A 12,676-nucleotide genomic window follows, 5' to 3' on the forward strand; every position below is an offset into this window, starting at 1 on the left:
CTATCGCCGTAGGTTGGGTTGACGCGCCGAAAGCCAACATCCACTCTCATCCAACATCAATGCAAAATAAGCGCGATCGCTGTTCACTCAAGTTTAAGGCGATCACCCTACTAATTCAAGCCTGACGAAAGGCAAGTGAAAAAATGGCTATTATTTTTGACCAAGACGCTTATCGCCATCTACTCGCACAAGTCGCGCCCAAAGTGATTGAGACAGAGGCGGAATATGATCGTGCCCTAGCAGAGGCAGAACGGCTAACCTTTGCCAAACACCGAACTCCAGAGGAGAAAGCGTTACACAAGTTCCTCGTAACGCTGATTGAAGCCTATGAGGAACAGAACTATCCGATGGATCAAGCTGCACCTCATGAAATTCTCCAACACATCATGGAATCCAGTGGTACTCGTCAAGCTGACTTGGTGGGTGTGATTGGATCGAGTGGTGTAGTGTCTGAGGTAGTAAACGGCAAGCGATTCATTAGTAAAGCACAAGCTAAGGCACTTGGCGATTACTTCCAGATTTCGCCAGCGCTGTTTATCTAACGATTGCAGGATAGTGCGATCGCCTATCGCTGTAGGTTAGGTTGACGCGCCGAAACCCAACATCCACTCCCATCCAACATCAATGCAAAATAAGCGCGATCGCTCTTAAAATCAACTCTAATATTAAGTAGCGTTCTAATACCAAATCCGGGGAATGCTACCCTCGTTATAACCTAGTCCGCGCAGGCGGACTTTGTTTGTGTAGCAGCGATTTCAATCGCCTCCTCTTGCATGGGATGATTTCGCTTGATTCCTGGTTTAATCGTTTGTTTAATTAGTTGTGCCTTAAAGCTGTTCGTTGGGAACATCGAAAAAAACTTCAAATTCAGCATCCGGTATAAAACGCTTGAGAAAGCGTCGGTAATCCTCTGCATCTTGACGGTTGAAAAATCTCGCCACTGTATGCCGTCTGGCATCAGGTAGGAGTCGGATAATTGCCCAAGGGCGGGAGTTATTTTCCAGTTGTGAAGTGGGTTTGGGCAGAGTTTTCCTGGCTTCCCCTCTGATGGTAGTTAAGGTGCGTTCAATGAGTTGCCAAAGCTGTTCCCATTGTGGGCTGGTATCCTTGGGCATCAAATTCCATTCGTTGATGGGTGCTGGTAGCCATCTGAGCATGTAATCGTTTTGACCCGTTTTAGAAAGTTTCCAGGATAGGCGTCGAGTCTGTTTGCGGCAGACATAACCTTGTTGGCGCAAGATAGCACAGATGCTCTCGCCTTCGGATTGAAGGCGTAGCCAGTCGGAGTGTTTCATCGTCGAAAGCTGGATAAGGTTGTCACGGAAGAGCGATCCGCCCTGTGCGCCTTGTGAAATCGCAGCGCTCTGTTACGCGATCGCCTGAACTTGTTTGACCGACGTATGTAAAAATCGGCATTTTTATTTTATGTATGTAATAATCAAAAGTCAATATCCTATTTGCATATATGAGATAATGCACAGACAGGTTATGGCACATTCAAAAAAGTATGACGAGCAAGCGCGGCAGACCCAAGTCAGCCAGAGAAAACGCAAAAAACGTATCGCTGATGATTACGCCGAAAGGGTGGAAGCTTCTGCAATCTCAAGCGCAGCAACTGGGAATAACCAGGTCAGAACTGGTGGAGCGATTTGCCAGAGGGGAAATTCAGGAGAACCTTTCGCAACTAGCCGAAGAACGATTTCTGGGGGAATCCTTCGCCAACTGATAGAGGAGAACGCGATTCAGTTGGCTCATTACCGATCAGAAGTGGAACGGCTGGAAAAAAGGCAGCGCCAGCTTGAAGAACTGTTTGACCAATTAAGGGTAAAGACGGGCGAAAACCTTGATGAAGAGGACAAGGTTAGCGACGAGGAAGGAGAATGACAAACAAACGTGGTAGACCGAAATCAGACCGGAAGACGATCAGCGTCGGGATACGGCTTGAACCCCAGGATTGGGAAAACCTCAATCACCTAGCAGCCAGTCTGGGAATGACCCGCACGGAACTGATCACCCAAATATCCAGAGTCCAAAATCCACAAGACTTACAAGAATTTCAACGAGTTCGCGAGAGTCCTCACCCTCAGCAGATCCTTCGCAGGCTCAGGAGGGTGAGGAGGGATAGCGGATTGCCGGAGGAACGGAGGCAATCAATTTTTGGGTGCGTCTTGTGATTTGATGTAAGCCTTAATTCTCTCAATAGGCGCACCGCCAGTAGACGCAACATAATAAGAACCCGACCAAAATGCCGACTTAGTATAAGTTTTTGACAGTTGAGCAGCAAAGTCTTTTCTGATGATTCGACTAGATGCAGACTTCATACTACCAATTAGAGATGATAAATTGTTGTCAGGATGAAAGTCTACTAATAGATGTACATGGTCAGCTTCTCCTGAAAACTCTACTAACCGACACTTTGTCTTAATACAAACATTGGCAAGCACTTCATGTAATCTCTGTAACATTCCCACTGTAATAATCTTGCGCCTGTATTTAGTTACAAATACTATATGCAGTTGAACAGAAAATACAGAGTGCGAACCTTTTCTAGCTTTCACTTGACATACCCTCACCTGAATCTGTTACCTTAAGTGTAACAGGAGGGAACAGCGATGCCAACAAGACGTGTAAATTTTCGGCTATACCCCAATAAAAAGCAAAAGCAGACATTGCGGTATCACCGTAAGTTGCACAAAGACCTGTACAACGCTGCTGTCTGTAATCGGTTTACCCAGTACCAGAAGTTCAACCATAGCGTTGACTACTTCGAGCAACAAGTGCGAATCGTTAGGTAGAAACTATTCCTGAAATGGATAGAGGATTACCTGCAAGGTCTGAACCTTGACAACTTGATAGCCATGTAGGTGAGAGAAAGCAAACTCTCAAGTCCTACTCTCTAAGTACAGGAGTAAAAGCACACAGAGCCAGGGTTTTTAAAACCTTGTCCCCTAGGTTTGAGACTGGTTATCAAAGCCTAAAGCGGGGGTGAAAGGTGGCAATGCTGGAAGCCTAATCCGGCAACCATCGAGCAAGAACTCATGGATAGGAATACGAAGGTACGACTGAACCATCGTTACGAAGAACCAGTGTAATAAGGCTGACACACTGGAGCCAAAAGGCACAGGAAATCAGGGGTTGGCAATTTTGTTGTTGACCAACTTGTACTCCCTATAAACCCGGTGGATAGTACCATCCTAAAAGTTCAAACAATGGCTATCAGGAACGAGATAACCTCCCTTATGCTCTCAGTCAGGTCGATGCCTGAGTAGGTGCCAACCGCAAGCAATGGGAGGAAAGATTGAGTCAGAAGCTAACGCTCTCTACTAATAAGAGGGATACGCCAACAGACTCACGATGATAAGGAAAGATAGAGTCTTAAGTAGCAATACAAATGTCTAAAGCGAGTTTAAAGACTACGATGGAATGGAAGGCAATACCCTGGCAAAAACTAGAGCGTAAAGTCTACAAGTTGCAGAAGAGAATCTATCGAGCCTCTCAGCGTGGCGATGTGAAAATGACTCGCAGACTCCAAAAGATGCTGATGAAGTCCTGGGCAGCAAAATGTCTCTCGGTTCGCCGGGTTACCCAAGACAATCAAGGTAAGAAGACGGCAGGTGTGGATGGTGTTAAGTCACTGACCCCAAAGCAACGTCTCATCTTGGTTGAAAATCTAAAACTATGTTCAAAGGTCGCTCCAACCAGGCGAGTATGGATTCCCAAACCCGGAAAGGAGGAGAAAAGACCTTTAGGCATCCCGACAATGAAAGACCGAGCTTTGCAAGCACTTGTCAAACTGGCACTAGAGCCAGAATGGGAAGCGCGATTTGAAGCCAACTCATACGGTTTCAGACCCGGACGCTCATGTCACGATGCGGTTCAGGCTATATATGACACAATTAGGTTTAAGGGCAAATATGTCCTTGATGCCGATATTGCTAAATGCTTTGACCAAATCGACCATAAAGCACTGCTAAGAAAATTAAATACATTCCCTACCATACGCCGTCAAATCCGAGCATGGTTAAAAGGGGGAGTGATGGACGCAAAGCAGTTGTTTCCAACAACTGAGGGAACGCCACAGGGCGGGGTCATTTCTCCGTTACTAGCAAACATTGCCCTCCACGGGATGGAAAATCTAATCAAAAGGGTATTCCCAAAACGGGGATACTCTGAAAATGGGGTAAAGAAGACATTCTATCCTCCATCCGTGATCAGATATGCCGACGACTTCGTGATTCTCCACGAAGACTTAACCATCGTCCAAAGTGGCAAGGATATAATCCAGGAATGGTTGAAAGACATGGGTTTGGAACTAAAACCTAGCAAAACAAGACTTGCTCACACCCTCAACCCGTATGAACAAGAACAGCCAGGATTTGATTTCCTTGGCTTCAATATACGTCAATACAAAGTGGGTAAATACCACTCTGGAAAAGACAAATATGGAAGAGCGCTAGGAATAAAACCAATCATCACCCCAAGCAAGGATAAGCAGAAGGTACACTACGAACAGATTGCGGAAGTTATCAACGCCCACAGGAATGCACCACAAGTGGCGCTAATTAAGAAACTGAACCCGATTATTCGGGGATGGGCTAACTACTACGCAACACAAGTAAGTAAGGTGGCTTACTGTGACCAAGATTACCTCATGTACCAGAAGCTCAGAGCTTGGGCAAAGCGCCGACACCCCAAAAAATCCGGGGGATGGGTGTCAAAGAAGTATTGGCAATCCATAGACGGCGACAACTGGGTATTCGCAACCAGGCAAAAAGGTAATAACCCTACGCGGTTACTAAAACATAGCGAAACACCAATTAAGCGCTATGTAAAGGTTAAGGGCGAATCGTCCCCATACAACGGCAACTTGGTTTATTGGAGTTCAAGAATGGGTAACAACCCTGAAATGCCTAAGACACTGGCAACATTGTTGAAGAAGCAAAAAGGGAAATGTACTCACTGCGGATTAATTTTCCGTGAAAACGATGTGATGGAAGTTGACCACAGAATCCCTAAGTCGCAAGGTGGAAAGGATTTCTACGATAATTGGCAGCTTCTACATAGACATTGCCATGACACAAAGACCGTCACAGATGGCAGTCTCGGCAATCAATCTGGCTGTAACAGTGCCAAGCCTAAGCTCACCAAAAGGCTCGAAAGAGTCGAGGACAAATGGGTAATGAGGTATGCATGACTTGCACCTTATCGTTGAGGAGCCGTGTGAGAGGAAACTTTCACGCACGGTTTTGAAGACCAGGGGGACTGGTGACAGTCTCGTTGAGTTTAATAACTCTTTACCGGCTTTTAAAGAAGTTTGGACAGAGTACAAAGAATGCAATTCCATGACTCTACAAGCCACTTTAAAGCGTGTCGATTACGCATTTAATCGTTGGTTTAAGGGTTTAGCAAAGCGACCCAAATATAAGTCAATTAAACATTATTCTGGATGGACTTATCCAAGTAAAACAGGCTGGAAGGTACATACAACGGGTGATAACGGTTATCTAGAGTTAGCTAAGATTGGCTCAATCCAGATGCGCGGCAAAGCCCGTATCTGGGGAACTCCAACGACCTGCACTATTGTTTATCGCAATAGAAAATGGTATGCCAGTATAACCGTTAATATAACTGAATTACAGGCGGCAACGAGACAAACAGATTTTGGTTCAGTTGGTATCGATTTTGGGTGCAAGTCAGCGTTAGCAATAACTGATGGAGAAAATCATTCTTTCATTGAAGCTCCTAAGTTTTTGCGAAAAGCTGAAGCCAAAATTAAGCGTCTTTCTAAGGGAAAACGTCGGAAAAGACCTCCTAACAGAAGAAAAAAACAGAAAGCTTCTAATCGGTGGAAAAAGACCCAAGCCAAGATTAGCAAAGTAACCCGTAAGGTAGCTAATCAGCGTCAGAATTGGGTACACCAAGTAGCAACAGACATTGTTAGCTGTAATAGCTTCGTTGCTACGGAAAAACTAGAAGTCTCTAAAATGACCCGCTCTTCCAAAAAAGGCAAACGCAAAAAGCAAAAGGCTGGGCTAAATAAATCCATCTTAGACGTAGGTATGGGGATGCTAAGGTCAGCGATTGAGTACAAAGTAAAAAACGCTGGTGGGGTTTTTGTAGAGGTTCCTACTCGCAAAGTGAAACCATCTCAGACCTGCCCTAAATGCGGAAACCAAGCCAAAAAGACCTTAGATGAAAGAGTTCACCATTGCCATGAATGTGGACTCGAAATGGATAGGGATTTAGCCGCTGCTCTAGTAATGCTTTTGTGGGCATTAGGAATTCTACCGGGGTTTGGAACGAGCCTCGCAGACGCTGATGTCTCTAGCTCTACTTCAGAAACCTGTAAGCGTAAGCAAACAGGAAGCATGAAGCAACTAGGACAAGTGAAGCGTCAGAAACATAGTCATACTGGTCTGGTTGTAGAAACCCAGACCTCAACGAAGTAGGGCTGGGTAGTTCATAAGGCGAAATATCTGGGGGAATCCTCAGCCAATTAATCTTGGAAACCCAAGAGGAATTGGCATATCTGGAACAAAAGTTACCTCGATTGAGGGCGCGGCTTAGCTGTCTTCAACAGCTATACCGGGATTTGCAGCAAAAAACTCCTGAAGACTTCGATGAGGAAGACAAGGTTAGCGACAAGGAAGGAGAATGACAAACAAACGTGGTAGACCCAAATCAGACCGGAACACCAAGACAGTGACCTTGAGGCTCGAACCGAGGGACTGGGAACTCTTCCGTCAAAAAGCCAAAGCTCTGGGAATGTCGAGATCTCAGTTAGTGCAGAGACTAGCCAGAGGAGAAATACGGATCGATTCGGCGATACTCACAGAGGAACTACTGCTGGGGGAATCATCCGCGAACTGCTCGATGAAAATGACAAGTTAACGACATATCACAGTTCGCAAATTGAATTCCATAACAACCGACTCAAACAGCTAAGCAATAGAAAGGCAAGGCTGGAACGTCTTTATGCCGAGTTGCAAACTAAGAGTGGTAGAAACCTTGATGATGAAGACAAGGTTGGCGATGAGGAAGGAGAGAATGACTAACAAGCGCAGCAACTGAGTTAATGATTAGAGGGTGATTTACACGATTAGACAGCTTTTCTCCACCCAATCCGATACAATAACTCAATCAGTATCCGGTAATTGCTACTAGAAACGATGACCCAGCCAGAACGCCTACGCCGTTGGCGACTTCTCTTAGGGGGTGGAGACGCCGATGGTATTTGTCAGGAGAATGGTGAGGGAGAAGCCGCAGATTCCTTTACCCTTAATCCAACAGATCAAGCCATTGATAATGCCCTCAGCGCCCTCTACGATTCTGACCGCCGTGGTGGACTTGGGAGTTCTTCCCCCAATATTGCCCGTTGGTTAGGCGACATTCGCACCTATTTCCCCTCATCAGTCGTGCAGGTGATGCAAAAAGATGCAATGGTACGCCTTAACCTGCAACAGATGCTGCTGGAACCGGAACTGCTAGAAGCCGTTGAACCGGATGTTCATCTCGTGGCAAATCTACTATCCCTTAGTAGCATTATGCCCAGCAAAACCCAAGAAACCGCCCGCCGTGTGGTGCGTCAAGTGGTTGAACAATTGCAGCGTAAATTAACCAACCCCACCCGTCAAGCCATAATCGGTAGCCTCAACCGTGCCATTCCCAACCGCCGTCCCCGCCATAATGAAATCGACTGGAACCGCACTATTCGCGCTAACCTCAAACATTATCAACCTAAATACGGCACAATTATCCCCGAAACCCTAATCGGCTACGGACGCAAACGCAGTTCTTTACACGATATTATCCTTTGCATCGACCAAAGTGGTTCCATGGCAACGTCTGTCGTCTATGCGGGAATCTTTGGGGCGGTGCTAGCCTCTCTCAGGGCAGTGCAAACCCGAATTGTCGTATTTGATACGTCGGTCGTAGACTTAACCGACGCCGCGCAAGATCCCGTAGACTTACTCTTTGGTACTCAACTAGGAGGCGGAACCGATATTAACCGCGCCCTCACCTACTGCCAAGGACTGGTGCGTCGTCCTCAGGACACTATTTTAGTGTTAATTAGTGACCTATATGAAGGGGGAAACCGGGAAGAAATGCTTAAGCGCGTGGCGGCATTGGTGGGATTAGGAGTTCAGTTGATCACGCTGCTTGCCCTCAATGATGAAGGTGCGCCCATGTATGATCATTGGATAGCCGAAAAACTTGCCGGATTAGGTATCCCAGCCATGGCTTGCACGCCTGACCAGTTTCCTGATTTAATGGCAGCTGCAATTCAGCGTCAAGATATTACACAATGGGCGGCTGCACAGGGTATGGTGCTTAGTAGGGGTTTGGTTACCAAACCCTGACTCCACCGAAAAGGGGGTAGTTAACCTGGATGTAGTGTTAACCAGAAAACGTCAGACAAAAGACAAACAAGTATTATGACGGCAAAAGGACAGTTAAGCCTTTGCCGTCACAATTTGTTATAATTTTTGCCAGGACTAGAAAACTCAATTTGTCAGGCGTTGCTGAATTAACAGCTTAATTCAGTGGCGCTTTTTCTTTAATCTTCACTTTACCGAAGTTTTCGTGAGAATGTCCACGAAAATTGCCGGAATTTATCTAAATTTTAGGGCAGAGCCTAATTTTGTCAAGATTTTGCTTAGATCAAAGCGCTAGTTACACCCGATAACTCGATTATTCTCCAATTGGTCGCAGTTATTTTTAAGATAGTGGGCAATTGTGAAATTAAAGTGAAAACAGAGAGCAAATTTTCTCTAAGGAAGGACAGATGATTGAAACAGATAAGTCTTATATTTTTCTCGCAGGCGCTAGTCGCGGAGTGGGTCGAGAAATCGCCAAATACCTGGTTGAGCAAAACCAGAAGGTTAAAGCCCTGTTGCGTTCCCCGGACTCTCGCGCCGAGTTAGAAGCGATGGGGATTCAGGTGGTAATGGGAGATGCCCTAGATGCGGTAACGGTTGAACAAGCCATGCTGGGAGATCAACCGATTCAGGCGGTGATCAGTACGATAGGCGGCTTACCCAAGGATGGTCAACGAGCCGATTTTTTGGGCAACAAGCATTTAATTGATGCGGCTGTCAAGGCTAAGGTACAAAAGTTTATCCTGATTTCCTCGATTGGGAGTGGTGAGAGTGCGATCGCCTTACCCCCCCAAGCGTTGACCACGTTGAAGCCTGTACTTATTGAAAAAGAACAAGCGGAGAACTATTTGCAGGATAGCGGACTGACCTATACTGTGATTCGACCCGGTGGGTTGAAGTCAGAACCTGCAACCGGAAATGGTGTGGTGACAGAAAACCAAAAGGTGGCGGGAACAATTCATCGCGCTGATGTCGCCCAGTTGGTGTGTCAATGTCTATTTTCAGATGCGGCGAATAATAAAGTCCTAGCGGCTATTGACCGGACGCAGATGTATGGCTATCCGGAGTTTGAGGAACTCAGTTTGATGTGAAGGGTTTGACCCAACGGCGCTGAATTGCCCAATCAAGGGTAAAACCTGCGATCGCGAATTCGATGAGACTCTCGATGACTAAGATACCCCAAACCCAAACGGTATCAGTGATATCCGGCTGTCCCTCTATTACCGCCAAACCCCGTACCAAACCAAACGCTAACACGACTCCCGCTTTCAGTTGGGGATTTTGGTCATCCCGGATGGCGTAGCGGTAGGTGACACCGAATAAGAAGCCAGACAAAAACGCGATCGCGACTTTGATCAAGAGGGTTAGATTAGCCGGGACATCTAGTAAGCTGAGGGCAGGCGACGGGGTGGATAGAAGCAGCGAATGCAACAGCGCGATCGCACAATAGGTTAAGGCTAGGGATAATCCCCCCAGGATAGCTGCTTTCAGGGATTCGAGCCGTTCTGCGTCAGTTGGGTCAAAGGAAGAGTTCACGACTTTCGAGCCTCAGGGTCAAAGACGGTTCAAATTGAATTATCATAAACTTTGGAGTCATTTCTTAACTATTACTCATAAAGCACGATGGATATTTTGTCATTAGGCTGGGTCGCCACTCTGGTTCTGTTCACTTGGTCGATTGCGATGGTAGTCTGGGCGCGTAACGGGTTCTAGAGAGATTGTGGAAGGTTCTGTTTTTACCGTCATATTTTTAGCGGCGGCTGGACTCTTACTCCTGGTGACGGGGGGTGTCGTTTACTTAACCGCCGTTGAATGGCGCGATCGCCGTCGCCGCGATCGGGATAAGAAGCTGTAAACCCAATATTGTAAGGGAGAGAGCCGCAGGGGTTGTAGAGACGTTCCGATGGAACGTCTGGAGGCTAAGGGAGAAAAATTTCCCATATCGTAGGGACACGGCAGTGCCGTGTCCCTACAGGTAGCACCCATGCAACCCAAACAGCGTAAATCCTAGACAGGTCAATGATGAGTCGTATTCAAAGTTGAAAGCGGCTAGGTTTAGCGGTATAAGAAGATAACTGTACCTTGTGAATGCGCTCAAATCTTTAGATTATGGCTTCAACCTATTCATTTGATATCGTCAGTGATTTTGACCGACAAGAGTTGGTGAATGCCTTAGACCAAACCAATCGCGAAATTAGTAACCGTTATGACTTGAAAGACACAAAGACAACGGTTGACTTGGGGGATGAAACCATTACCGTGAATACCGACAGCGAATTCACCCTCGATACCGTACATAGCATTATGCTCACCAAAGCCACCAAGCGTAAACTCTCCCCGAAAATTTTCGACTACGGCAAAGTTGAATCAGCGAGTGGTAATCGAGTACGCCAAGAAATTAAACTGCAAAAAGGAATTAGTCAAGATATTGGCAAAAAAATCGCCAAACTGATTCGGGACGAATTCAAAAAAGTACAAGCCTCGATTCAAGGCGATGCGGTTAGAGTGACAAGTAAATCCAAAGATGATTTACAACAAATTATTCAGCGCTTGAAACAAGAGGAATTGCCTGTGGCGCTGCAATTTACAAATTATCGATAGAATCCGCAAGTTCGCGTAAAAATGTAGGGGCGGGTTTAGGAATTAAATCAGGAAACCCACCTCAAACCAAACAACGAAACCCGCCCTAATCCCAACCTAAATTTATAGATTAACCTCAACAATGTTTAGGCTTACCTCCCTGACTACGAAACCAATCTAATCCATTATTGCTTGGGGATTATCATTAAAACACATTAAATTCAAATGCTCCGGATTTTGAATCAGATAGTTAGCGACTAAATACCCTGCAATTGTCCACGTTTGATACAGCCGCGCCTCTCTACCAATGGTTTCACCCATTTCTCCATCATAATATTCGGGCCACTCATCATCCAGTAAGTATTCTTCCGCCGTTTCAATCGCTTTCTTAGCTAACTCAACTCTCTGGGTTTTTATCGCCGCCGCCGTCAATGACCAAAGTAAAACGGGCCAACTTCCCCCATTGTGATACGACCAAGGAATATTTTTCGGGTCGCATCCAGTCACCGTTTCCCAATCCCGACCCACAACCGCAGGATAACAGAGTTTCATTGGCATATTACCAATCAACTTTGACCATTGTATTTCAATTAGATTCATAATGCTTTGCGATTGCTCAGGAGTCGCCAAACCAGAAATAATCGCCAGTAAATTCCCCTGAGTAAAAAAGCGAAAATCAATCCAACCGACACCTAAATTCCCCGCTAAATATCCGCCTTTGCGGTCGAGCCAAGGGAGAACCCAATCCGGTACAGACATTTCGTAGATATTAAATTTATTTAACGCCGTTTCACCAAACTCTTCAGTTTGGTAGCGATAGATTGCCCTCAAGCGTTTGGGATCTAGCCAATACCGTTCTCGAATATAATTGGTTAGTAACTCTAAACGAGTATCAATTTCCCGTTTGTGAATATAGCTTTCATTTTGCAGCAGTTCATAACGAGCCGCATATAAAGCTTGATGAAATAACGCCTGAATTTCCAACGGATGTCCATAAACCGCCATGCGACGGTCAATCATAAATGCGGCTTCGGGAACTAATAAGGTGGGAGTCATATCGAAGCGCTGGCTTAAGCAAATATCCAGAATTAACTGGATACCACGTTGGAATTCCAGGCGATGGACAATACTTTCATCAGGTCGATTGGCGATTTGACACGCTTTTTCATACGCCCGCAAGAGAATAATCCACCACAACCCCGAATCAACAGGCGTGACTCTACCAATTGCCCGTTGACCAAAATCTGGCTCAATGTTTTGACTTGATGTCACCTCAAAACTAGCAGGCATCAAGCCTTCTCCCAAGCGAATCCCATCAATGAGCAGTTCTTTGCCTTGCCAGGTTTTCCTCACTTGGGCAAATAAACCTTCACCGTCTTTTGTCTGTAATTTATCCGACTGTAACCCTAGGGTGAATTCCAAAAAGTTGCGGACAATTGCCCGTTCCCCTTGCATGAGAAACGCCAGTCCCGATGGAATAAAATCGCGGACAAAGCAGTGACCATAATTAAGTTGTTCTTCTTTGGGAGCAGGTTCCTTAGAGGCGACAGTGCCAACAGGCTGTTGCTGATAACTCATAATCGAGAGTTTCAGTCGTTCTTGTGCTGCTTTGACCATCTGGTTATTCATTCACCTGCTCCTGTTTATGCTTCTACTCTTTGACCCAAACTCAGTTGGAGGGAACTTCAGTTTAAGGGGGATGGATGGGGGATCTCAAA

Annotated in this window: 15 protein-coding genes; 11 read left to right on the forward strand and 4 right to left on the reverse strand. The window is 45.9% G+C overall.

Annotation, left to right across the window (positions count from 1 at the left end; genetic code table 11):
* Positions 1–143: 143 nt before the first annotated feature.
* The gene (locus MC7420_RS00825) at positions 144–542 is read left to right on the forward strand and encodes a helix-turn-helix domain-containing protein (RefSeq protein ID WP_006098142.1); all 399 of its coding nucleotides are present in this window, start codon (positions 144–146) and stop codon (positions 540–542) included.
* A gap of 285 nt (positions 543–827) precedes the next feature.
* On the opposite strand, the gene MC7420_RS00830 is transcribed toward MC7420_RS00825, so the two are convergent.
* A complete protein-coding gene (locus MC7420_RS00830) occupies positions 828–1,295 on the reverse strand; it encodes a hypothetical protein (RefSeq protein ID WP_044204164.1) in 468 nt (155 codons plus the stop codon).
* A gap of 193 nt (positions 1,296–1,488) precedes the next feature.
* Between MC7420_RS00830 and MC7420_RS00835 the strand changes: the two genes are divergently transcribed.
* Positions 1,489–1,884, forward strand: a complete 396-nt coding sequence (locus MC7420_RS00835; RefSeq protein WP_157452972.1) for a hypothetical protein — start codon at positions 1,489–1,491, stop codon at positions 1,882–1,884.
* Between the two features lie 266 nt (positions 1,885–2,150).
* Here MC7420_RS00835 and tnpA read toward each other — a convergent pair whose 3' ends face one another.
* Positions 2,151–2,558 (reverse strand): IS200/IS605 family transposase, encoded by a 408-nt coding sequence (gene tnpA, locus MC7420_RS36420; RefSeq protein WP_071777175.1) that lies wholly within the window; start codon positions 2,556–2,558, stop codon positions 2,151–2,153.
* Between the two features lie 54 nt (positions 2,559–2,612).
* Between tnpA and MC7420_RS38875 the strand changes: the two genes are divergently transcribed.
* From MC7420_RS38875 to MC7420_RS00865, 6 genes are all read left to right on the forward strand, one after another.
* The gene (locus tag MC7420_RS38875) at positions 2,613–2,795 is read left to right on the forward strand and encodes a hypothetical protein (protein ID WP_198016342.1); all 183 of its coding nucleotides are present in this window, start codon (positions 2,613–2,615) and stop codon (positions 2,793–2,795) included.
* Positions 2,796–3,391: 596 nt separating this feature from the next.
* Positions 3,392–5,194 (forward strand): group II intron reverse transcriptase/maturase, encoded by a 1,803-nt coding sequence (gene ltrA, locus MC7420_RS00845; RefSeq protein ID WP_044204171.1) that lies wholly within the window; start codon positions 3,392–3,394, stop codon positions 5,192–5,194.
* A complete protein-coding gene (locus MC7420_RS00850; RefSeq protein ID WP_006097953.1) occupies positions 5,187–6,449 on the forward strand; it encodes an RNA-guided endonuclease InsQ/TnpB family protein in 1,263 nt (420 codons plus the stop codon). The genes ltrA and MC7420_RS00850 overlap by 8 nt, the downstream gene beginning before the upstream one ends.
* A gap of 53 nt (positions 6,450–6,502) precedes the next feature.
* Positions 6,503–6,658 (forward strand): hypothetical protein, encoded by a 156-nt coding sequence (locus MC7420_RS38880; protein WP_006098201.1) that lies wholly within the window; start codon positions 6,503–6,505, stop codon positions 6,656–6,658.
* 511 nt (positions 6,659–7,169) lie between these two features.
* Positions 7,170–8,360, forward strand: a complete 1,191-nt coding sequence (locus tag MC7420_RS00860; RefSeq protein WP_006097999.1) for a VWA domain-containing protein — start codon at positions 7,170–7,172, stop codon at positions 8,358–8,360.
* Between the two features lie 425 nt (positions 8,361–8,785).
* The gene (locus MC7420_RS00865) at positions 8,786–9,469 is read left to right on the forward strand and encodes an SDR family oxidoreductase (protein WP_006098127.1); all 684 of its coding nucleotides are present in this window, start codon (positions 8,786–8,788) and stop codon (positions 9,467–9,469) included.
* Here the strand turns inward: MC7420_RS00865 and MC7420_RS00870 are convergent.
* Positions 9,456–9,914: a hypothetical protein gene (locus MC7420_RS00870; RefSeq protein ID WP_006098145.1), complete on the reverse strand. Its 459-nt coding sequence runs from the start codon at positions 9,912–9,914 to the stop codon at positions 9,456–9,458. The two genes, MC7420_RS00865 and MC7420_RS00870, sit on opposite strands and share 14 nt — an antisense overlap.
* A gap of 87 nt (positions 9,915–10,001) precedes the next feature.
* Here MC7420_RS00870 and petN point away from each other — a divergent pair, with 87 nt between their 5' ends.
* The 3 genes from petN to MC7420_RS00875 all read left to right on the forward strand — a co-directional run bounded on the left by petN (position 10,002) and on the right by MC7420_RS00875 (position 10,979).
* Positions 10,002–10,091 (forward strand): cytochrome b6-f complex subunit PetN, encoded by a 90-nt coding sequence (gene petN, locus MC7420_RS36425; protein WP_071777176.1) that lies wholly within the window; start codon positions 10,002–10,004, stop codon positions 10,089–10,091.
* 7 nt (positions 10,092–10,098) lie between these two features.
* A complete protein-coding gene (locus tag MC7420_RS43160) occupies positions 10,099–10,233 on the forward strand; it encodes a hypothetical protein (RefSeq protein ID WP_006098154.1) in 135 nt (44 codons plus the stop codon).
* 254 nt (positions 10,234–10,487) lie between these two features.
* Complete coding sequence (locus MC7420_RS00875; RefSeq protein WP_006098129.1) at positions 10,488–10,979, forward strand: YajQ family cyclic di-GMP-binding protein; 492 nt, start codon at positions 10,488–10,490, stop codon at positions 10,977–10,979.
* A gap of 156 nt (positions 10,980–11,135) precedes the next feature.
* On the opposite strand, the gene MC7420_RS00880 is transcribed toward MC7420_RS00875, so the two are convergent.
* Entirely contained in the window at positions 11,136–12,587 is a 1,452-nt protein-coding gene (locus MC7420_RS00880) for a glycoside hydrolase 100 family protein (protein WP_044204176.1), read from the reverse strand.
* Positions 12,588–12,676 lie beyond the last annotated feature (89 nt).

The sequence above is a fragment of the Coleofasciculus chthonoplastes PCC 7420 genome (assembly GCF_000155555.1).
Classification (GTDB): domain Bacteria; phylum Cyanobacteriota; class Cyanobacteriia; order Cyanobacteriales; family Coleofasciculaceae; genus Coleofasciculus; species Coleofasciculus chthonoplastes_A.